At 36.4% G+C, this 21,536-nt stretch carries 19 protein-coding genes; 16 read left to right on the top strand and 3 right to left on the bottom strand.

The features are described from left to right. Window positions 1-56 precede the first annotated feature (56 nt). Together nth and pnuC are read left to right on the top strand one after the other, a co-directional pair. Complete coding sequence (nth, locus tag VB264_RS09620) at window positions 57-734, top strand: endonuclease III (protein WP_323248848.1); 678 nt, start codon at window positions 57-59, stop codon at window positions 732-734. A gap of 87 nt (window positions 735-821) precedes the next feature. Further along, a complete protein-coding gene (pnuC, locus tag VB264_RS09615; RefSeq protein ID WP_323248846.1) occupies window positions 822-1,415 on the top strand; it encodes a nicotinamide riboside transporter PnuC in 594 nt (197 codons plus the stop codon). Between the two features lie 9 nt (window positions 1,416-1,424). Here the strand turns inward: pnuC and VB264_RS09610 are convergent, their stop codons facing one another. After that, the gene (locus tag VB264_RS09610; RefSeq protein ID WP_323248844.1) at window positions 1,425-1,943 is read right to left on the bottom strand and encodes an NUDIX domain-containing protein; all 519 of its coding nucleotides are present in this window, start codon (window positions 1,941-1,943) and stop codon (window positions 1,425-1,427) included. 86 nt (window positions 1,944-2,029) lie between these two features. Next, complete coding sequence (locus VB264_RS09605) at window positions 2,030-2,368, bottom strand: DUF6984 family protein (protein WP_309914823.1); 339 nt, start codon at window positions 2,366-2,368, stop codon at window positions 2,030-2,032. A gap of 227 nt (window positions 2,369-2,595) precedes the next feature. Between VB264_RS09605 and VB264_RS09600 the strand changes: the two genes are divergently transcribed. The 3 genes from VB264_RS09600 (at window position 2,596) to VB264_RS09590 (ending at window position 5,662) form a co-directional block, all read left to right on the top strand. After that, window positions 2,596-4,908, top strand: a complete 2,313-nt coding sequence (locus VB264_RS09600) for an ATP-dependent helicase (protein WP_323248842.1) — start codon at window positions 2,596-2,598, stop codon at window positions 4,906-4,908. 104 nt (window positions 4,909-5,012) lie between these two features. After that, window positions 5,013-5,228 carry a DUF2281 domain-containing protein gene (locus tag VB264_RS09595; RefSeq protein ID WP_323248841.1) on the top strand — a complete coding sequence of 72 codons (216 nt, stop codon included), beginning with the start codon at window positions 5,013-5,015 and terminating at the stop codon, window positions 5,226-5,228. Next, entirely contained in the window at window positions 5,228-5,662 is a 435-nt protein-coding gene (locus VB264_RS09590) for a type II toxin-antitoxin system VapC family toxin (protein ID WP_323248839.1), read from the top strand. Before VB264_RS09595 ends, VB264_RS09590 begins: the two co-directional genes overlap by 1 nt. Here the strand turns inward: VB264_RS09590 and VB264_RS09585 are convergent. Continuing rightward, window positions 5,628-6,626 (bottom strand): sulfite exporter TauE/SafE family protein, encoded by a 999-nt coding sequence (locus tag VB264_RS09585; RefSeq protein ID WP_323248837.1) that lies wholly within the window; start codon window positions 6,624-6,626, stop codon window positions 5,628-5,630. The two genes, VB264_RS09590 and VB264_RS09585, sit on opposite strands and share 35 nt — an antisense overlap. A gap of 80 nt (window positions 6,627-6,706) precedes the next feature. On the opposite strand from VB264_RS09585, the gene VB264_RS09580 reads away from it, so the two are divergent. The 11 genes from VB264_RS09580 to VB264_RS09530 all read left to right on the top strand — a co-directional run bounded on the left by VB264_RS09580 (window position 6,707) and on the right by VB264_RS09530 (window position 21,517). Further along, window positions 6,707-7,111 carry a hypothetical protein gene (locus VB264_RS09580; protein ID WP_309914814.1) on the top strand — a complete coding sequence of 135 codons (405 nt, stop codon included), beginning with the start codon at window positions 6,707-6,709 and terminating at the stop codon, window positions 7,109-7,111. A gap of 440 nt (window positions 7,112-7,551) precedes the next feature. After that, the gene (locus VB264_RS09575; RefSeq protein ID WP_323248834.1) at window positions 7,552-8,124 is read left to right on the top strand and encodes a carboxymuconolactone decarboxylase family protein; all 573 of its coding nucleotides are present in this window, start codon (window positions 7,552-7,554) and stop codon (window positions 8,122-8,124) included. Window positions 8,125-8,188: 64 nt separating this feature from the next. Beyond that, the gene (locus tag VB264_RS09570) at window positions 8,189-10,948 is read left to right on the top strand and encodes a TonB-dependent receptor (protein WP_323248832.1); all 2,760 of its coding nucleotides are present in this window, start codon (window positions 8,189-8,191) and stop codon (window positions 10,946-10,948) included. 155 nt (window positions 10,949-11,103) lie between these two features. Then, entirely contained in the window at window positions 11,104-13,248 is a 2,145-nt protein-coding gene (locus tag VB264_RS09565) for an FG-GAP-like repeat-containing protein (protein ID WP_323248830.1), read from the top strand. A 34-nt stretch (window positions 13,249-13,282) separates the two neighbouring features. Then, window positions 13,283-14,509 (top strand): MFS transporter, encoded by a 1,227-nt coding sequence (locus tag VB264_RS09560; protein ID WP_323248828.1) that lies wholly within the window; start codon window positions 13,283-13,285, stop codon window positions 14,507-14,509. Between the two features lie 71 nt (window positions 14,510-14,580). Further along, window positions 14,581-15,126, top strand: coding sequence for a carboxymuconolactone decarboxylase family protein (locus VB264_RS09555; RefSeq protein WP_309914798.1), 546 nt, complete (start codon window positions 14,581-14,583; stop codon window positions 15,124-15,126). Between the two features lie 3 nt (window positions 15,127-15,129). Next, entirely contained in the window at window positions 15,130-15,675 is a 546-nt protein-coding gene (locus tag VB264_RS09550; protein ID WP_323248826.1) for a carboxymuconolactone decarboxylase family protein, read from the top strand. Window positions 15,676-16,205: 530 nt separating this feature from the next. Next, window positions 16,206-17,351 (top strand): DUF3179 domain-containing (seleno)protein, encoded by a 1,146-nt coding sequence (locus VB264_RS09545; RefSeq protein ID WP_323248824.1) that lies wholly within the window; start codon window positions 16,206-16,208, stop codon window positions 17,349-17,351. Window positions 17,352-17,715: 364 nt separating this feature from the next. After that, the gene (locus tag VB264_RS09540) at window positions 17,716-18,630 is read left to right on the top strand and encodes a transporter (protein WP_323248822.1); all 915 of its coding nucleotides are present in this window, start codon (window positions 17,716-17,718) and stop codon (window positions 18,628-18,630) included. A 66-nt stretch (window positions 18,631-18,696) separates the two neighbouring features. Next, on the top strand, window positions 18,697-20,199 hold the full coding sequence (locus tag VB264_RS09535) for a phosphatase PAP2 family protein (RefSeq protein WP_323248820.1): 1,503 nt from the start codon (window positions 18,697-18,699) through the stop codon (window positions 20,197-20,199). A 151-nt stretch (window positions 20,200-20,350) separates the two neighbouring features. Further along, window positions 20,351-21,517 (top strand): hypothetical protein, encoded by a 1,167-nt coding sequence (locus VB264_RS09530; protein WP_323248818.1) that lies wholly within the window; start codon window positions 20,351-20,353, stop codon window positions 21,515-21,517. The last annotated feature ends 19 nt before the right edge of the window (window positions 21,518-21,536 follow it).

The raw sequence follows: 21,536 nt of genomic DNA, 5'->3' as shown, positions 1-21,536 counted from the left end.
TACCAAAGAAGCCTTTGCCAAAATCAAAGGCTTCTTTTAGATTATACCAAATAGTCATGCTCAAGAAAGAACGTTATCAAAAGCTTATTGCTTATTTCACCGAAAACTTCCCGATTGCAGAAACGGAATTGCATTATCGTACACCTTATGAACTATTAGTGGCGGTATCACTGTCGGCTCAGTGTACTGACAAACGTGTAAATATGGTAACACCTGCTTTGTTTGAGCGATTCCCAGATGCTGAATCATTATCGAAAGCAACATTTGATGAAGTATTTAGTTATATCCGTTCTATCTCTTATCCTAACAACAAAGCCAAGCATTTAATAGGCATGGCACAAAGGTTGGTTTCTGTTTACCATTCTGAAGTGCCTAATTCAATTGAGGAATTACAAACTTTACCGGGGGTTGGTCGCAAAACTGCGAACGTTATTGTATCTGTTATTTATAATCAGCCTGCTATGGCTGTTGATACACACGTATTCAGGGTTTCGCATCGTATTGGGTTAGTTGCCAAAACAGCCACTACTCCATTGGCTGTTGAAAAAGAATTAATGAAATATATTCCTGTCGCATCTGTACCTATCGCACACCACTGGTTAATTCTTCATGGTCGGTATATCTGTGTAGCCCGTAATCCAAAATGTGGGGAATGTGCCTTGAAAGGCTTCTGTAAATACTATGAAGACATTGAAAAGAAAGTAATGAAAGAAAAGAGTAGAGAAAAGCTTTGAGCCTTGAGTTATGAGCTTTTTTTATTTTTATCAATCATTGAAGCTGTTTAAACTCTTCAAATTATCACATTTTCAAATTAAATAATCATGCAAGAATATATTCAACAAAACTGGCTAGAGGACTTAGGGATACTTACCACATTGATTTGTGTTTGGTTGAATACTCGTCAGAATATTTGGGGATGGTTTTGGGCTATTGTTTCTTCTGGAATTTATGGCGTAATATATTGGCAATTCAAACTCTATTCAGATATGGAGTTGCAGGTAGTATTTATTATCCTAAGTATTTATGGTTGGTATCAATGGTTATTTGGCGGCAAAGAAAAAACTGAATTAGCTGTTACTACAATGCCTTCAAAGTTCTGGTTAGCTTGTACCATCATTTTTGTTGCTTTCACGGTCGCCTCCGGCTATATGCATGGTAGATATTCTGATGCTAGTTTGCCTTATATTGACTCTTCGCTTACTGCTATCAGCCTGATTGCACAATGGATGATGGCCCGAAAATATGTAGAAAACTGGATTTTATGGATTAGTGCCGACTTTTTTTACACAGGAATGTATTGCTATAAAGGTCTTTATGGCACAGGCGTGCTGTATTTGCTTTTATCCGCCTTAGCCATAAAAGGTTATCTGGATTGGAAAAAGAGTCAGGCTATTAATCACGGGTTTAGTGCATAGCCTGACTCTTTATCTTTTAAACTCTATTACTTCATTAAAAATACCTCTTTTGGCTTGCCAGTCTTTTACGGCTTTTCCCGTACCTGCTGCCCAAGGCAGGATTTCATGGTCTTTTTTCCGTTGAAATTCTAATAGTTCTTCGCTCAGTTGTATTACTCCTGTTGCTCTTATATGATAGGCTATAATTAGTTGGTTCATCCTATGAAATTCATAGAGTCCGACAAATTCTACTATTTCAGCATCAAGGTTTAATTCTTCCTTTACTTCTCTTAAAATACCTTCTTCGGGTGTTTCTCCTGCTTCTAAAAAACCTGTAATCAGAGCGAACCAACCTTCGGGCCAAGCAACATTTCTGGCTAAAATAATATCTCCTTCGTGTTCTACGATGGCCGCTACTACGGGTGTTGGGGTATTCCAATGTACAAAACCACAATCTTTTTCATCTGGACAAAGGATTCTTTCTCTATCATCTTTAACCTTTGTAATTAAGTCTTTTCCACATTGTGGACAAAAATTCATTTTAGCCATATTTTATATTTATAAAAATGTAGGGACGAATTGCATTCGTCCCATGTGGTGTCCAATATTCGTCCGAGGTCGTATGCAATACGACCCTACATTTGCCGAACGATTACCTCCTCAATTTTTGGGTAGATAATCAATGCTGAGAAATCTTCTTTCCAGAAATCTAAATCTAATAATTGATTATATTTATTTTTGGTAAGGGTTATCAATACAGGTACACCATCAATATCATTATATTCTACCTGTATTAAATCTCCATCATAATCATCAGGATTTTTGTTACCAATACTTATACTTCCCATTTTCCCACCTTCATATTCAAATACTTCATTGTCTATCGGGTAATCATCAGTCGTGAGATTCAATTTGGCTAAAAGGGCAATGATAAATTCCTTTTCTATGTCTCTTATTTGTCTGGTTTCGTTCATAATATTTTTTCTATTTCCCCGCTGATTTATGCTGATACCTTCCGCAGATTTATGCAGAAGAGATGTGATATAATAAATTGGTCTATGTTATTCTCTTTTTAAATAAAAATCTGTGAGTAAAAATACAGCCGAAATCAACATTTCCAAAACAAAGCTAACTTCTTACTAACCCCTCCCTTATTTTTTCGTAATTTTAGGGTCAATTCAATTTGAGTTAAAAATTTTATATGGATTACTTAAAAGGTTTAAACGAACCGCAACGTGAAGCGGTACAACATATAGACGGTCCTTTGATGATTATCGCTGGTGCAGGCTCTGGTAAAACTAGAGTGCTGACTTATCGTACAGCATATTTAATCGAAAAAGGCGTTGACCCATTCCAGATTTTACTACTGACTTTTACCAATAAAGCCGCCGGTGAAATGCGACAGCGTATCGAAAATGCTGTAGGTAGCGATGGCAAAAATCTTTGGATGGGTACTTTTCACTCTGTCTTTGCCAAGATTCTTCGTTTTGACGGAAAACATTTAGGATATACGTCTGACTTCTCTATTTATGATACCGACGATTCTAAATCGTTAATTAGAGCTATCGTTAAAGAGCGTGGTCTCGACGATAAAGTGTATAAAGCCAATGTAATTTTCAACCGTATTTCAGGAGCAAAAAACCGCTTGATTGGGCCAGATGAATATTTGAACAATCCTGTGATTGCTGCGGATGATGCGGCAGCTAAATTACCAGAAATGGGCAAATTGTATAAAATATACGCCTTACGCTGTTTTCAGGCTAATGCGATGGACTTTGATGATTTGCTGTATAACACGAATATTCTTTTCCGTGACCACCTTGCAGTATTGGATAAATATCAACGCAAATTCAAATACATCATGGTAGATGAGTTTCAAGATACCAATATTTCACAGTACCTGATTGTCAAGAAACTATCTGAACTATCGAAAAATTTGTGTGTAGTAGGTGACGATGCCCAGTCGATTTATGCATTCCGTGGTGCAAGTATTGATAATATCTTGAATTTGGAGAAAGATTATCCAAATATGGCTACTATCAAGCTTGAACAGAATTATCGTTCTACTAAAAATATTGTAGAGGCTGCCAATTCTATCATTGCCAAAAACAAAAATCAGTTAAAGAAAAAGGTATTTACTGAAAATGAAGAAGGTTCATTGATTGAGCTGATTAAAGCCAGCTCGGATAATGAAGAAGGGCGTTTGATTGCAACCCACCTTTTTGAATCAAAAATGGCACATGGATTACGCAATACAGATTTTGCCATTTTGTATAGAACCAACGCACAGTCTAGGTCATTTGAAGAGGCGCTTCGGAAGTTGAATATTAAGTACAGAATTATTGGTGGTTTGTCATTCTATCAACGCCGTGAGGTAAAAGACTTATTGGCTTACTTCCGTTTTGTAGTAAACCAGAAAGACGAAGAGGCTTTTAAAAGAATTATCAATTTACCCAAAAGGGGTATTGGCGATACGACCATTGCTAAAATTGCCGTAACTGCTTCTGAAAATCAGATTTCTGTATGGGAAGTGGTTTCAAATATCAAGCAATTCCAAGCAGGACGATTTGCTGATACCATCGAAGGTTTTGCTGACTTGATAAAGTCTTTTAAAATCATGGTGGAAGCTGATAAAAAAGATGCTTATGAAGTAGCTTCTCACATTGCCAAAGCATCAGGACTATTACGAGAACTGCATGAAGATAAAACGGTAGAGGGACTTTCACGCTATGAAAACGTGCAGGAATTATTGAACTCTATCAAAGAATTTGTGGACGATAACGAAGTGGAGGAGGAAGATAAATCGCTTTCTAGCTTCTTACAAACGGTTTCTTTATTAACCACAGCCGATAGCGACGACCCTGATGGTGATAATGATAGAGTAACGTTGATGACTATTCACGGAGCAAAAGGGTTAGAGTTCAATCATGTGTATGTGGTCGGTATGGAAGAAGACCTTTTCCCTAGCCAAATGATGTTGCAAAGTAGGGCTGATTTGGAAGAAGAACGGAGATTATTCTATGTAGCGATTACTCGTGCTGAGAAAAAACTGATGATGTCTTATGCTGAAAGTCGCTATCAATACGGACGCTTAAAACCATGTGAACCAAGTCGTTTCCTTGATGAAATTGATCCAAGTTTTTTACAGTTTGCTAAAAATATTCGTCGTGCCGAAGAAAGACCAGCACCACAAGGATTTGTCAGAATGACCAATCGTGAGCAAAAGGCACCTGACTTTAACATACCTAATAAGCCAACGTCTACTGCCAATTTAATAGCCAAACCGGCACCTCGCCCAGTTGTTGGTAATAGCTATGTTCCTTCACAAGATTTTGTACCTAGCGATACGAAAGCCTTGGTAGAAGGCGACCGTGTAGAACATTTAAAATTTGGTTTCGGGAAAGTAAAAAAGATAGATGTTAATGGAACCGACCGTAAAGCAGTGATTCAGTTTGAAGGCACAATTGGTGAGAAAACATTGCTATTGAGCTTTGCTAAGTTGAGGATTTTGTAAGGGATAAAATCATTATTTTTGAAAAGAGTCGCTGTTATAAATTCTTTATAACAGCGACTCTTTTCGTATAAGATTTTGTATATTTGAAATAAAACTTTTATAAAATGTTAACAACAATAGAAGGAACTTACGAAAATGGACAGGTAGTTTTTAATGAAATTCCACCTGCTGTGAATAAATCTAAAGTTTTAATCACTTTTGTAGAAGAAATTCAAATCCCTACAAAAGCAAAAAAACGATTGTTTGGTACATTAAAAGGAACAATTAATGTTCCCGCAGATTTTAATGAGCCTTTAGATGACTTTAAAGAATACATGTAATGAAAAAATATTTATTAGATACCCATATTTTATTGTGGATGTTTGATGAAGTTGAAAATATACCTCAAAATATTTACGAAATCATTGAAGATATTGAGAATCAATGTTTTGTTAGTATAATATCTCTTTATGAAGTTGCTATCAAAAAAAATATTGGCAAACTGAATACTCGAAATTCTATCACTACTTTAACTAACGAAATAGAACGAGTTGGGTTATCTTTACTTCCTTTAACTCCTAAACACTTAGAAAGCTATGTATTTTTAAAGCAGGTTGAAAATCATAAAGACCCCTTCGATAGGCTTCTTATATCTATCGCTATCTCAGACAATCTCAACATTATTTCTGCTGATGAAAAATTTAGAAATTATGCTGACTTAGTAGAAATAGTTTGGGAAACTACTCCTCCAACATCCTATTATTCTTCATTCTAGCCAAATACACAAAAGTACTTAACCCTGCTACTAGTGTAATCAGACACATAATCAACTGTAAAACACTTGGTTTAATTACCCACATAGCCCCAACAAATTGAACAATCAGGATGATATACAAGAAAGTCGCTACGGCTTTTCGAGGTACTTTGCTGATAACAAATGCCCCTAGCGGAGCAAAAAAAGCGACAAAAGGAATACACGCTAGCCACATTTCAAAAGCCTCTGGCTGAAAATCTTTAATGACGCCTGCGTGTAAGAAAAAGCCTAGTAATGTTTCCAGTGTCATGATAATAACAGACGACGGCACGGCTACTTTCTCGTCAATCCGATAATAAATTGTCATCAAGCAGAAAGAGAAGATATTGATTCCTGTACCAAAAATTGATGAAATCATACCTCCTACTAATCCAAAAAATAGCAATCTCGCCATATCTGAACGTTGGAAGGATTGAATTTTATCAAATACTTCACGCTTAGGTTTGGTGTTTTCATGCCATAAAACCAAGCCAAAACTAAGCCATAAGGATACAAAAAATAGTTTTGCCAAAGGTGGCGAAATAAGCGGAACGATATAATAAGTACCGAAAATCAATCCGAAAACCCCTCCGAAGGTTACATATTTAATATAATTCCACTCAACTTTTATTTTTAAATTTAAAATCAGTAAACTTGCCGAAGTCATTCCTATGCTTTGAATAGCGAAAGCAAAATTTCTGGCAATGGCTGGGGGAATTTTAAGCAATAATGTAAAGACTGGATAGGCAATGGCAGCACTGCCTTCGGGACTAGACCCTGCAATGAATGAACCAAAAATCATTGTGAGTACTGCGTATCCATGTTTTAAATAAATATAAAAGCTGTTGGTAGTTACCATGTAATACGTCCAAACACTCAATACCACTATCAAGAATGATAAGTAAAGCCAAGGCAATTTGATTTTTTTCAGTTTGTCGGTTTGCATCAATAAAAATCTTTAATTTTACGGGAAACAAAGGTAAACGCATTTTTCAATCATAAAAATTCTCATTCAAGAGTATCATTATGCAAAATATAGAGGAAATACTTCAAAAATTAATAGCCGAGCATAATTTCTTAAAAGATATGCAAGAACGCATCGTTGGGAATCATGATATTATGATTGAGAATCAAAAGCGTAATGCGGATAATCACGATTTGGTGATTCAAAATCAATCTACGATTATCAAAAACCAAGAAATTATCGTTAACAATCAAGTAAGCATTATTCGTAATCAAAAACAAATTGCTGATAATCAGATTACCCTTTCTGTGATGTTACAAACTCAAACGCATTTACTGAATTTAGTCAAGAAACTATCAGGTCAGGAAGAATCTTTAGAAGATACTGGCAAGTTTGTTCAACAACTAAAAAATCAAGTTATAGAACACTTAAATAGTCCTTCTTTGAATGACCCGCAAACTATTTAATTAGTCTGCAAATATCATATAATGCTTTTATACCCTGCCAGAAAATCAATTGTTTTCTGGCTTTTTTTAGTCTTCACTATCCTTCTTTATTATCCCTCGCTATCGGTTTATTAGCCGACCCAATTAATAAAGCACCTCTTTTATTTCCATAATTTTCCCTTTTTATGGAAAATCAAAAATCGTCATTTTTGACCATAATGCCTAGTTTTTTATGCACAAATTCTATCATTATTCAATAAAATGTCTTATTCTTCTCTTACTTCTCCACAATCTTCTCATATATAAAATTTATTATTCCAAATATTTGGATTTATTTGTTATTATTCCATAAATTTGGAATAATAAATTTATTCAAATATTTCTGTGATATATGCAATTTCATATCACATCGTATACGCTCACAAATACTTTAACGAAAAGAAAATAAATTCCTAATTATCATGCCTTATATCCCTTTAGAAAGCCACTTGCCAGGCATTACTGGTCTGTTAGAATATCGTCAAGATACTGCTCAGCCAATTCGTGAGCTTACACAAATTTTATTGCGTGGAGAATCGACGCTTACCGAAGGAGAGCGTGAATTAATTGCGACACTAGTGTCTTTCAAAAATCAATGTAAGTTTTGTACAAGTGCACATACCTCGGCAGCCAATATACTTTTAGGAGAATCTGAAACTTGTGAAATGGTGAAACAAGATTTTGAATCTGCTCCAGTTTCTGGGAAAATGAAGGCTTTATTAGCAATAGCCGCCTTGGTTCAGCAAAATGGGAAAAATGTTAATGCTGAGAGCATCATGCGTGCTAAAAATGTAGGAGCTACTGATCGTGAAATTCATGATACCGTGTTGATTGCCGCCTTATTTTGCCTTTATAACAAATATGTGGATGGTTTGGCAAGTGTAACACCCGCAGAACCCGCTTTTTATGAAAGATTAGGGCAACGTATTACTACCAACGGCTATAACAGAGTACCTGCCATCTATGAACAATTGAAAAAAGAGGCACATTCATAGTATGGACTTCTTCGAATTTTCTAATGAATACCCACTAATTATCTCATACTAAAACTTATTATCCATGAAAAAAATCTTTACGCTGACTATTATATTACTTAATTCAATCGCTGTAATTGCACAAAATTTTACTGGTACTATCACAGATGCTGAAACTAAAAAGCCTTTGGCTGGGGCAAGTGTTACCATCAAAGGCAAAAACACTGGTACTATTAGTAATACCCAAGGTTTTTTTAGCTTAAAAACCTCCACAAAACCTCCATTTACGCTTGTATTTACCATGATTGGCTTTGAACGCCAAACGATTGATGTAATAGATAATAATCCTATTATTGTTTCTCTTAAAGCTGGCGATGAGCTTTTGCAACAAGTAGTTATTTCTGCCTCGAGAATAGAAGAAAATATCCTAAAATCACCGATTAGTATTGAAAAGATAGATTCAAAGGCTATTCAACAAAGTCCATCAGTAAGTTTTTATGATGCTTTGGTCAATGTAAAATCATTGGATATGGTTACGAGTGGACTTACTTACAAACAAATAAATACACGTGGCTTCAACTCAACAGGTAATAGTCGTTTCTTACAATTGATTGATGGCGTGGATAATCAGTCGCCAGGCTTAGGCTTTGCCGTGGGTAACCTTTTTGGTTCTTCTGATTTAGACATCGAAGGTGTAGAATTAATACCGGGTGCAGCCTCTGCTTTGTATGGTCCAGTGGCTTTCAATGGTTTATTAATGACTACTTCTAAAAATCCTTTTACCTACGAAGGACTATCTGTTCAAACAAAAGTGGGTATTAATCATGTTTCTGACAATGCTTCTGGTGCAAAACCATTTACTGATTTTGCTCTTCGTTATGCCAAAGCCTTCAACAATCGTTTTGCATTTAAATTAAATGCTTCTTACTTGAAAGGAACGGATTGGTATGCTAACAATTATACTGACATCGACCCTAATACACCTGCTACTCAACGTGGTGATAGTAACCCAGGAAGAAATGCCTTGAATATTTATGGAGACGAAGTAGCTCAAACCATTACAGGAATCGGACGTGTTTCTCGTACTGGTTACGAAGAAAAAGACTTAGCCAATTATGGCGTATATTCTACTAAACTGAATGCGGCTTTGCACTATAAAATCTCTGAAAGTTTAGAAGCCATCTATCAAGTAAATTATAGCCAAGGAACTGCCAATTATACAGGTAGTAGCCGTTTTGCTTTAAACGATTTTAAGTTAATTCAAAATAGAGTAGAGCTAAGAGGAACTAACTTTTTTATCAGAGGCTATTCTACCGCCGAACAATCTAACAACTCTTATAATACTCGTTCGTTAGGTCAGCTTATTAACCGTACTTGGGTGAGAGACTTAAATGGAAATGTAGTAACGCCTGATAAAGCTGATGCTACTTGGTTTGAACGCTATACTGCTGCCTATACAGGAAAAGTAACGAGTGTGGGTGCTCAAGACCACAGTGCTGCCAGAGCTTTTGCCGACCAAGGACGTTTTATACCAGGTTCTAGCGACTTTGAACAACAAAAAAGTAAATACATCGCTACTGCTGGCTTAGGCGGTGCGGGTGTATTAAGCAATAGTAAACTCTATCACATAGATGCTCAATATGATTTAAGCCAAACTTTGAAAGTTGTTAACTTATTAGTGGGCGGAAGTTACAGAGTATATGATATGGAAACCAACGGCACTTTATTTGATGATAAAATCAATAAAGTGAGTGTAAAAGAATATGGCGTTTTTGCACAGGCTTCTAAAGCTATTTTAGAAGACCAATTGAAACTAACATTATCGGGTCGTTATGATAAAAACGAAAACTTTAATGGCAGTTTTACGCCACGTGCTTCTGCGGTGTTTTCTCCATCAACAAATCATAATTTTAGAGCATCGTATCAAACAGGTTTTAGAAACCCAACTGTACCAGACCAATTTATTAAACTAAACGTTGGCCCAATCATTATCTTAGGAGGTGCGCCAGCTAACAGTGCGGGCTTAAACGCTTATGAAAATTCATTCACGGCCGCTTCAGTAGGGGCTTTTACGAGTGGCTTCTCTAGCGATTTACAGAAAGGCGTTGCTTTCCCTACGGCCGTTGAAAACAATAAAAGCAAACTTGTAAAATCAAATGTACCATATATCAAACCTGAACAAACACAGAGTTTTGAAATAGGTTACAAAGGATTATTGGCTCAGAAATTCTTAATTGATGTAAACTATTACAGAAGTACGTTTACTGATTTCTTGATTAACCAAGTAGTTATTCGCCCAAGTAGTAATGTTTTAAATTCAGACGGAACGATTAATTCAGCAGCGGCACAAGATATTTTAGGAGGAAAAACTCAGGCTTTCCAACTTTATACCAATGCCGCTGACAAAGTAAGTTCACAAGGAGTTTCTTTGGGATTAACTTACTTTTTACCTGATAACTATCGTGTTGGTTTCAACACTACATGGTCTGACTTCAACATTATGGATGCCAACCCTAATAATATTCCAGCCTTCAATACGCCTCGTTGGAAGACTAACTTAACCCTTAGCAATTCAAAAATTACTGACCGCCTAGGGTTCAGTGTAGCATGGCACTGGCAAGAATCATTTGATTGGTACGGCACATTTAATGAAAACCGTCCTGGTAATGTTCCTGCTTATAGCTTGATAGACGCACAAGTGAATTATCGTGTACCTGCCTTAAAAACTACCGTAAAATTAGGAGCAAACAATTTGACGAATAACTATATCGTACAAGCTTACGGCTCGCCCGCAGTAGGTGGTTTATACTATGTTTCACTGACATTTGATGAACTATTTAGATAGCTTACAGATTCTCTCTTCCTCTAAATCCTATTACAATTATAAACATCAAAAACCTAGTTAAAATTATGAGCTCTAAACATTTAAAGTACTCTTGTCTATGTCTGGTTTTATTCATTGGACAATCATGTGGGTTGGTTTCAAACTCAAATGACCAAATGGTAAAACATTTAGCGGCTACCTATGATAAATTTTATGTAGGTGAAAACTCATTTTGCCCTGAGGCTGAATTTGCCTTTTTTGATTCTGTCTCAAGAAAAAGTACTGATATAGGTATGAGAATGCGTGCAAATTTTTTTAGAGCAAATGGTTTTCTAAAACTTGGAAAGGAGGAAGAAGCCATAAAAGCTTTTGAACAAATATTGGAAAAAACAGACGCTGAACACAGACATTTCGCTGATGTGATGAAAAGCTATGCTATTTCATATTTAAGAATGGGCGAACGCCAAAACTGTATTACCAATCATTCAGCAGAGTCTTGTATTATGCCTATTAAGGACAACGGAGTACATCAGAACAAAACAGGTTCACAAAAAGCCATTGAAATATATGAAAAACTACTTCAACAAAATCCAGAAGATTATGAATCGAGATGGTTATTAAATATTGCTTATATGACCCTTGGCGAATATCCTGCGCAGGTTCCTAGTCAATGGCTTATTCCAAATCTTGATAAAGACAATTCGTGCTATGAGATTAAACCATTCACAGATGTTGCACCTAATATAGGCCTTAATAAGCGAAATATGGCGGGAGGGGTGATAGTGGATGACTTTAATAATGATGGATACTTAGATATTATTACATCTGACTGGGGACTAACAGGTGCGATGCACTACTTTAGAAATGATACTAAAGGTAGTTTTACTGACTGTTCGGTTATCTCTGATTTAGGGCGTTTTAAAGGTGGTTTGAATATGATTCAGGCCGACTACAACAACGATGGTTTTGTTGATATTTTCGTACTGAGAGGTGCTTGGATGGGAAAATTTGGTAAACAAGCTAACTCATTACTCAGAAACAATGGCGATAATACTTTTACGGATGTTACAGTTCAAAGTGGGCTTTTTTCAGAACACCCTACACAGACAGGCGTATGGAGAGATTTCAATAATGATGGTTGGTTAGATTTATTCATTGGTAATGAACACGGCGGACTTGATGAATACAATCCTTGTGAATTATTTATCAGTAATAAAAATGGCACTTTTACAGAAGTCGCTTCTCAGGCAAATTGTCTGATTACTGATTTTATAAAAGGCGTTAGTGCTGCCGACTATGACAATGATGGTTTACAAGATATTGTTCTTTCTGGCATTCAAGGAAAAAGAACATTGCTCAGAAACAAAGGAATAAACAATAATATTCCTCAGTTTGAAAATGTCACTGAAAAAGCAGGATTAGCAGATGTACATGTAAGTACCTTCCCGACGTGGTTTTGGGATTATGACAATGATGGTTGGCAAGACATCTTTGTTTGTGGCTATCAATTTGATAAATCTCTTGCCTATTCAGCGGCAACAGAAGCCTTGGGGATGCCGAACAAAGCCAGTAAAATGTATCTATACCATAACAATCATGATGGCACATTTACTAATGTGTTTAAGCAAGCAGGTTTAAATAAATCTGTTTTCGCAATGGGCGCAAACTTCGGAGACATTGATAATGACGGCTACCTAGATATGTATTTAGGAACGGGAAATCCTGACTATAAATCGCTTGTTCCTAATCGTCTTTTTAGAAATATGGGCGATGGCACATTTGCAGATGTAACTGTAAGTGGCAGAGTGGGCAATCTTCAAAAAGGACACGGAGTAGCTTTTACAGACTTTGACAATGATGGCGACAGTGATATTTTTATTGAAGTAGGGGGTGCTTATGTCGGCGATTCTTATAATAATTCCCTTTATCTCAATCCAGGTCAAAATAATAACCGTTGGATTAATATTCGATTAGAAGGAGATGAAACCAATCGTTCAGCAATAGGAACACGCCTAAAAATTAGCTTTAGAGAAAAAGGCGTAAAAAGAGTCATTCACAGAGATGTCAATTCGGGCGGAAGTTTTGGTGCATCACCCCTAAGAAGAGATATTGGTATTGGACAAAGTGATTTAATAGACGAAGTAGAAATCACTTGGGCTAGTACTGGCAAGAAACAGGTTTTTAAAAATATTAAACCCAACCAGTTTATTAAGATAAAAGAAGGCAGTAATGTTATTACGAAAATTAATCTTAAGAAAACGCCTTTCTCAAATCAGTATAATACCATTCCTATTTGTGATTCAAAAACAATGAACCTTTAACGGTAGTATTAACAAAACCCTTTTAACTATTCAGATGGCAATTGCAATAACTAACCCTAAAACACAGTCACGTAACACTTTAGCCTTTGGGCTTTGCATGCTTTGTTACCTCTTGGGTGGCACAGTAGCAACATTAATATCTGTTAATTTACCTGTTGCCATTCCAGAATTATTAGGTAAAACCCCTACGGCAGATGAATTAGGGAAAATAGGCGCTTATTTAAATGCCTCGTTTATATTTGGCTGGATGTTCGGAGGCTTAACATTAGGCGTTGTTAGTGATAAAGTAGGTCGAATCAAAACCTTAGCTTTTTCAGCAGGCATTTATGGATTGTTTACTTTAATGACTGTTTTTGTAGGCAATTGGGAAAGCCTTTTGGTATATCGTTTCTTTACAGGCTTAGGAGTAGGCGGTGTGTTGTTGCTTACTACTGTCTATATTTCAGAAATTTGGGATACTGATACTCGTCCAGTAGCATTAGGGATTTTAGCGGTCTCTTTTCCCATTGGTATCGTACTTACAGGAGGATTGAATGTAATTTTTAACAGTTGGCGTCAATCCTTTTGGTTAGGTATTATTCCTATTTTATTGTCTTTTATCATTTTATCTTTCTTACCTGAATCCTCCTCTTGGCAATCAGAAGATGGCAACAAAAACCAACATAAAGAAAGTATTTTCTCTGAAACCAATGGTCCTAAGTTACTCATTGGCTCATTGATTTTTGGCGCGGTCTTAATTGGGCTATGGGCTATTTTCTCTTGGTTGCCTACATGGGTTCAAAGTTTATTAATCAGCACTTCTTCAGACGGGCAAAAGGAACGTGGTCTCATCATGATGCTTTTGGGCATTGGTGGTATTGTCGGCGGGATGATTTCTGGATTGTTAATCAAAAAATTGGGCTCTAGCAATACCCTGATACTTACTTTCTCGGGGTGTTTTTTGGCTTGCTTACTGTTGTTTACAACAAATGCCCACTTTTCTCCCATTATTTATCTTGAAACGGCTTTGCTTTCTTTATTCTTTGGGATAAGCCAAGGCTCATTATCAAGTTATATTCCTGCTCTTTTTTCAACAACAATTCGTGCCACCGCTACAGGTTTCTGTTTTAATATTGGCAGGTTTTTCACAGCTACAGCCGTATTTTTTGTAGGAAGTTTAGTAACAGCCTTTGGTGGTATTGGAAATGCACTCCTCGCTTTTTCGATTACTTTCCTCATTGCTTTAACAGTAGTATATTTTAGTAAAGAGAATAAAGTATAAATCTTTTGTGATGGAGCATCATTAACTATTGTAAAATCTAACTCATAATTTATCCAATTATTAATCACGTTATGCCACATATTCAGCTTCCAGAAAATGTTCCGGGTATTAGAAGTCTAGTAATGTATCGTCCCGATACAGGGAAACCCCTCTATCAATTAGCACAAATCTTATTGCGAGAAGACTCTCCATTAAGCCCAGCAGAAAGAGAATTGATTGCTACGTATGTTTCTAATAAAAATACCTGTACTTTTTGTTCATGTAGTCATGCCGCAGCAGCAAGATATTTATATCAAGACGAAGCAAATACGGTCGATTTGGTACTGGAAGACTATCAAAATGCACCAATTTCGGATAAAATAAAAGCATTGTTAACAATAGCAGGAAAAGTACAAGCTGATGCTAGAACCGTCAGTGAAGAAGATATACAGTTGGCACGTTCTGCGGGAGCAAATGACCGAGACATTCATGATACAGTTTTAATCGCAGCCACTTTTTGTATGTTTAATCGCTATGTAGATGGACTAGCTACGCTTACCCCTACTGATTCAACAGTTTATGCACAAATGGGCGAGCGCATGGGAACTTTAGGATATGTTTTACCTACAAAATCTTAACATATGGCACATATTACCTTAACCGAAGAATTACCGGGAATACGTGGTTTAATGGCTTTCAGACCCTTCACTGCTAGTCCCCTAAATGCCTTGGCAGAAACCTTACTCAGAACAGATGAAGGATTGACCAAAGGAGAACGAGAACTAATTGCCACTTTTGTATCATCATTAAACGATTGCTTTTTCTGTCAGAATATTCATGGAGCAGTAGCCCAGTATTACGCCACTGATAATACATTGGTTGACAAAGTAAAGGCTGATTATCTTACTGCTCCTATCTCGGATAAATTAAAGGCATTACTAAGTATTGCTAAAAGTGTTCAGCAAGGTGGTAAGCATGTGAGCCTCACCCAAGTTGAAACAGCTCGTGAGTTGGGTGCTACGGATATTGAGATTCATGATACTGTTTTAATAAGTGCGGCTTTTTGCATGTTTAATCGTTATGTGGATGGCTTAGGTACTTTTGCACCAAATGCTCCAGAGATGTATCAGGCAAGGGCTAAAAAAATAGCTGAGGAAACTGGGTATGCCAATTCTTCTCCTAGCTAGAAGTACTCAATTATTATCAAAGCCCTTTAATTTCCATTTTAATGGAAATTAAAGGGCTTTGATTTTTTAGTGACTTTCAAAAACATAATCGATGCAACGCTATCAAATGATTGAATTTAAACATTTTACTACGCTATAAAGCTTTAAAAAAGCTCAAAAAGCCTAATAACAGACATAAATATTAAAAAATATTTAATTGAGTGGAAATTTTTTCCACTTATTTGGAATTTATTAAAAATACTCCTTATATTTGTCGTATCAATAAAGTTAAAATAATTATAAAATAATTTACTTTTTTGTTTTTCTCTAAACTAAAGACATTCACATATTAGAATTGGGCATATTACAAACTTTACACGTTTTTTGACGTGTAAAGTTTTACAAAACTCAATCTAATTCAAGATACTAAGTATTTATAAATGGTTAATATTTCAAACTCTACATATCAACTTGATACGTAGAGTTTTTACTTAAATGGCTTATCAAACAAATTCAAGATAAAACACAAACCCTCACAGACACAAATTGTAATGAAAAAGCTCTTCTATTTAGGCATTTTAGGTCTTATTATTTTTGAAATATTGAATGTCTATTTCATTATGCCAATGCCAGGTAGTCAGCAAATGCGAAGCATCGATATCGCTTATTTTTTATATTCATGGCGATGGATATTCAGAATATGCTTTGGACTAATGATAAGTATTGGTATTGCATCAGCATTTAAATCTTCAAAATGGTTGCCTATCGTCAGTATTTTAATAGCCTCTGGAGTTTGCTATGCCTTTAATTTCAAAATGGCTGCCGATGCGATGTTTGCACAGACTGAGCACCTGAGCATGAAATCTGCCAATGAAAATAACATTAAAACAGATAGAGTAATTATCGGTGTAGCATTGAATGGCGAGGCCAAAGCTTATCCTATCTCATTGATTATATACCATCATCAAGTGCGAGATACGCTTGGAGGCAAACCTATCATGGTTACTTATTGCTCTGTTTGTAGAACTGGACGAGTTTTTGAGCCTACCGTTAATGGAAAACCAGAAACTTTCAGATTAGTAGGTATGGATCATTTCAACGCCATGTTTGAAGATAAAACGACCAAAAGTTGGTGGCGTCAAGCCAATGGTGAAGCCATTACTGGCCCTCTAAAAGGCACAATGTTACCCGAACTAGCAGCTCAACAAGTGTCATTAGATACTTGGCTAAAAATGTATCCAAATAGCAAAATCATGCAACCCGATTTGCGCTATAAAGAAGAGTATGATAGTACAGCCAAATATGAATCTGGGAAATCAAGGAAAAAACTTACTGGTACTGATTCATTATCATGGAAAAACAAATCATGGGTAGTGGGCATTCAAGTAGCCAATGAAAGTAAAGCTTTTGATTGGAATCGTTTAAAGAAGGAACGGATTATCCAAACTACTATCGCACAACAACCTATCGTATTGGTGTTAGCTAAAGACGACAAGAGCTTCTTTGCATTTAAGGCACCAGCAAATAGTCCAAAATTCACCGTAAAGGACGACACATTGATACTTGACAAAGCACATTTTAATTTAAAAGGAGAATATTTAGATAAAGGACAAGGAAGTCCGCTTACTAAAGTTAATGCTTATCAGGAGTTTTGGCATAGTTGGAAGACATTCCATCCTAATACGCAACAATATTAGGATGCTTTATCTTACAAACTTTATTACATGTGGAAAATAGTTCTACCCTTCTTTAAAAAACTTCAATTGAATATCCTCTAACATAACCATCTTACCTCTTAGTATCTCATTTTTCCATAATTATGGAAAAATGAGATTTACCATCCCTTCAATTTTTGTTAAAAACCTTTTTCGCTCTAACAATTACCATTAAAAATGAACTGTACTATACAATACTAGCAATAAGCTTATTTTTATTTATACTTTTTTGATAAAAATATTTATTTTCTATAAAGAATCAATATTTTTCTATTTACTTGGAATTGACTTTACTATTCCATAATTTTGGAATGACTTCCAATTTTAAAGAATCTAATCATTACAAATGAAGAAACATTTACTAACGCTTACTTGTCTTTGTTACTTGCTTTTTTCTCCTAAAATCAGTTTCTCACAAACTACTCAGGACGGCCTAATGATGGCTAAAAAAGAGCTATGCTTGGTGCTTAATTACGACAAAGAATCCTGGAATAAATACTGGGAAGGCGACAGACTGCGCGATAACCCAAATATTGGTACCTTCACTAGCCGTTCTGCATCTTTCATGGCAGCCTATGGGATTAATGAAAAGATAAACGTGTTTGCCGTATTGCCTTATATCGAAAACGAAGCTTCAGCAGGTACAATGACGGGCTTGAAAGGAGTACAAGATTTAAGCATTGCAGCAAAATATAAATTTTATACTTATAAAAAACTACGTTTTTATGGCGTAATCGGTGCTTCTGTACCTGTTACTGACTATGTCCCAGATTTTTTACCATTCTCTATTGGGCTTCATTCAAAAACAGCTTCTGCTCGTCTTATCATTCATCAATTATTACCTCATGGCTTTCATATAACGGCTCAAGGAGGGTACATTGCTAGAAGTAAAACCAATGTTGATAGAACTAATTATTATACTGGTAATGAGATTGAATATAGCCACGAAATGGCTGTACCAGACCAAGTAAGTACTTCACTAAGAGTCGGTATCAACAAAAAGGCTGTATTAGCAGAAGCTTTTATAGACAACATTCGGGCAACGACGGGAACAGACATTCGTCGTTATGACATGCCTTTACCAGCCAATAAAATGGACTGGACACGTGTTGGTCTTTTTGTTACTTGGCATACGCCAATCAAACACTTTTCAGTAAATGGTCATTTCTCACATGTTGTCGCAGGACGAAATGTAGGAAAAGTAGAAGCTTCGTATGGTGCACAGCTACAATATATTGTAGACTTCAAGAAAAAGAAATAGTCTATCTAGTAGTTAAATAGAGGCTCATTTTTAATCATTACGATTTGATAATTATCTCCTAAAATCATGAAATTAAGAATTTTATCCATATTTTTTATAAGCTTTATTGTTTTGTCATGCTCAAAAGAAGTTGAACGAGCTTCCTTAAAACCATTAGTGCCAACCAGTAATGAGCCTAATGCTGGCAATTGGAAAATGTATATTGGTCAGCCAACAGATTACACCATTCCAGTTCCACAAGAAACCAGTTCAGCTGAGTACAAGGCAGAATTAGCTGAAACACAAAAAATATCAGCTAATCTTACGGCTGCCCAAAAAAGTGCTTTAACCTATTGGCAAGTAGGTTCAGTAGGCCGTTGGAACGAAATCGCTCGTGAACTTATCGCTCGATACAATTTAGCACCAGAACCAAACGACAACGGTACTTATTCAGCACCCAATTCTGCTAAGCCAGATACGTTGCCTTATTTCCCTTTTGCCAATCCTCCTTATGCATCTAGGGCTTACGCTTTAATTAGTGTTGCTCAATACGATGCTCTTGTGGCAACTTGGGCTTATAAGTTTAAGTATAACAGAAAAAATGATGCTGATAATTTGCCTGATTACCCTTCTGAAGAAGCAGTTATTGCAGCAGCTTCAAGCAGAGTGTTAAAATTTTTATTCCCAGGTAGTTATCCAACACAGTTAATTGACAATAAATACGAAGAAGGCCGTCAAGTAGGTATTTGGGCAGGTAAAAATGTAAAAAGTGATATTGATGCCGCTGATATTTTAGGTAAGGCTGTGGCTGATAAAATTATTGCTTATGCCAAAGCAGACGGCACAGGAACAGCTGGTGGAAATTTAACCATTCAAGCACAGTTAGCTGATGCAGCGGTAGCAAGAGGGCTTAAAACAGCTTGGAAAAGTTTAGATATTCCTGCTCGTCCGGGTATGTTAATGAAATTTGGAGAAGTAAAAACTTGGAATTTTGATAAAGCTACGCGTGATGCTATTCGTCCTGCCGCTCCTCCAGCATTAGATTCTGATGCTTTCAAGAAAGATTTAGCAGAAGTAAAACATTACTCAGAAAACATTACCCGTAAACAATGGTCAATTGTACAGTTCTGGGCTGATGGACTAGGAACATCTACACCTCCAGGACACTGGAATCAGATAGCATTAGATTTATTGAGAGATGCTAGTTTTTCCGAAATCAGAATGGCAAGAACATTGGCTTTAATGAATACTGCTATCCACGATGCAGGTGTTTGTTGCTGGGATACTAAATATTATTATTTCTATCCAAGACCAAACCAAGTTGACCCAAGTATAAAAACAGCGACAGGAACACCCAACTTCCCTAGTTTTACTTCAGGTCATGCCACCTTCTCGGCAGCAGCAGTTACGGTGCTTTCTTATATATTCCCTAATCAACAAAGCAGTTTAGAGGCAATGGCAAAAGAAGCATCAGAATCAAGAATTTATGGTGCTATTCACTATCGTTTCGATAGCGAGGTAGGCTTGGCTTGCGGAAAGAAAATTGGTGACTATGCTGTAGCCCGTGGAAAAACAGACGGCGGAAATTAATGATGAGTTGTGAGTTAGTGAATTGTGGATGAATAACTTATACAATATACGCTTATTCAGCGTATTGATTCTTTTGAAACAGACAATTCACTAACTCACAATTCACAACTGAATAATAACATTCTTCTATTTTATCCAAAAAACAAACATTATGAAAAAAACTTTACTTTCTCTAGCGATTGCTAGTTCTGCTTTGTTCATTCACGAACAAGCTAATGCACAAGGTTGTGTAGCTGTACGTCAGATGGGCGGTATCAATGCTATGTCTGCTTCTTCTTCGTACAACCTTGCAAAAGGAGAGTTTCAAGTTGGGGCAAATTATCGTTATTTCCACTCTTGGCGCCACTTTGTTGGCACGGAAGAACAACCTCAACGTGAAACACTAGGTAACGCAGTTAATATTTATCAACATGCTGTTGACTTCAATGTTTCTTATGGACTTTCTAGCAGATTACAGTTAAACGCTACTCTTCCTTTTGTAAACTCTGAACGTTCACAGACTTTAACATTGACTGCTGATGCGGCAAGTAAAAAGTTGACTCGCTACAGCGTAAGTGCTGGTGGTTTGGCTGACATCCGTTTCGGTGCAAATTATTGGTTAATCAAACCAGAAAATGCTCATAAAGGAAATATCATGATTGGTGCAGGTATTAAACTAGCTACAGGAAGTTATACTGCCACTGATGACGCTTTGCAAACTGATGGCACCAAAAAGAGTGCAGTAATGGACCAAGCAATCCAACCTGGTGATGGAGGAGTAGGTTTTTCTCTTGAATTCCAAGGATTCAGACAAATTCACAGAAATATCTATGGTTTTGCAAATGCTTATTACTTATTCAGTCCACAAGAATCTAACGGTTCTTTCAAATCTGCACCAAAAGCTGGTTTAGAAGGCTACAATGTTTATGCTTCGCCAGACCAATATTTTGCTCGTGCTGGATTTATGTCCGCAGTTGGTAAACACCAAAACTTTGCCTTTTCTTTAGCTGGTAGATTTGAAGGTATTCCTGCTTATGATGCTTTTGGAGGACAAGTAGCGTACCGTCGTCCGGGGTATGTAGTGGCAATAGAGCCAGGTGTTACTTACCGTAAAGGTCAGCATACTTTTAGTTTGTTTGTTCCTTACAACTTTATCAAAAACCGTATTCAAAGTGCCGCGGATATTGCTGATCAGAATTTACAAAACTCTAAAATCACTGATCCTACAAAATATGTTCATGTACAAGGAGATGCAGCCTTTGCAGACTACTCAATCAGCCTAGGATATTCATACAGAATTGCAAAAAAAGCAAAAGTTCCAACTTGGAAAGTAAACTAATTTTTAACCTTTAAATTAT

Source organism: Arcicella aquatica (assembly GCF_034928825.1).
GTDB lineage: Bacteria > Bacteroidota > Bacteroidia > Cytophagales > Spirosomataceae > Arcicella > Arcicella aquatica.
Note: the sequence above shows the minus strand (reverse complement) of the source record. Positions and strands in the feature narration are given on the sequence as shown.

Bases quoted from the DNA above. Each gene is read 5' to 3' on its own strand.
- nth (WP_323248848.1), top strand. From the start codon at position 57: ATGCTCAAGAAAGAACGTTATCAAAAGCTTATTGCTTATTTCACCGAA.
- pnuC (WP_323248846.1), top strand. From the start codon at position 822: ATGCAAGAATATATTCAACAAAACTGGCTAGAGGACTTAGGGATACTT.
- VB264_RS09610 (WP_323248844.1), bottom strand. From the start codon at position 1,943: ATGGCTAAAATGAATTTTTGTCCACAATGTGGAAAAGACTTAATTACA.
- VB264_RS09605 (WP_309914823.1), bottom strand. From the start codon at position 2,368: ATGAACGAAACCAGACAAATAAGAGACATAGAAAAGGAATTTATCATT.
- VB264_RS09600 (WP_323248842.1), top strand. From the start codon at position 2,596: ATGGATTACTTAAAAGGTTTAAACGAACCGCAACGTGAAGCGGTACAA.
- VB264_RS09595 (WP_323248841.1), top strand. From the start codon at position 5,013: ATGTTAACAACAATAGAAGGAACTTACGAAAATGGACAGGTAGTTTTT.
- VB264_RS09590 (WP_323248839.1), top strand. From the start codon at position 5,228: ATGAAAAAATATTTATTAGATACCCATATTTTATTGTGGATGTTTGAT.
- VB264_RS09585 (WP_323248837.1), bottom strand. From the start codon at position 6,626: ATGCAAACCGACAAACTGAAAAAAATCAAATTGCCTTGGCTTTACTTA.
- VB264_RS09580 (WP_309914814.1), top strand. From the start codon at position 6,707: ATGCAAAATATAGAGGAAATACTTCAAAAATTAATAGCCGAGCATAAT.
- VB264_RS09575 (WP_323248834.1), top strand. From the start codon at position 7,552: ATGCCTTATATCCCTTTAGAAAGCCACTTGCCAGGCATTACTGGTCTG.
- VB264_RS09570 (WP_323248832.1), top strand. From the start codon at position 8,189: ATGAAAAAAATCTTTACGCTGACTATTATATTACTTAATTCAATCGCT.
- VB264_RS09565 (WP_323248830.1), top strand. From the start codon at position 11,104: ATGGTAAAACATTTAGCGGCTACCTATGATAAATTTTATGTAGGTGAA.
- VB264_RS09560 (WP_323248828.1), top strand. From the start codon at position 13,283: ATGGCAATTGCAATAACTAACCCTAAAACACAGTCACGTAACACTTTA.
- VB264_RS09555 (WP_309914798.1), top strand. From the start codon at position 14,581: ATGCCACATATTCAGCTTCCAGAAAATGTTCCGGGTATTAGAAGTCTA.
- VB264_RS09550 (WP_323248826.1), top strand. From the start codon at position 15,130: ATGGCACATATTACCTTAACCGAAGAATTACCGGGAATACGTGGTTTA.
- VB264_RS09545 (WP_323248824.1), top strand. From the start codon at position 16,206: ATGAAAAAGCTCTTCTATTTAGGCATTTTAGGTCTTATTATTTTTGAA.
- VB264_RS09540 (WP_323248822.1), top strand. From the start codon at position 17,716: ATGAAGAAACATTTACTAACGCTTACTTGTCTTTGTTACTTGCTTTTT.
- VB264_RS09535 (WP_323248820.1), top strand. From the start codon at position 18,697: ATGAAATTAAGAATTTTATCCATATTTTTTATAAGCTTTATTGTTTTG.
- VB264_RS09530 (WP_323248818.1), top strand. From the start codon at position 20,351: ATGAAAAAAACTTTACTTTCTCTAGCGATTGCTAGTTCTGCTTTGTTC.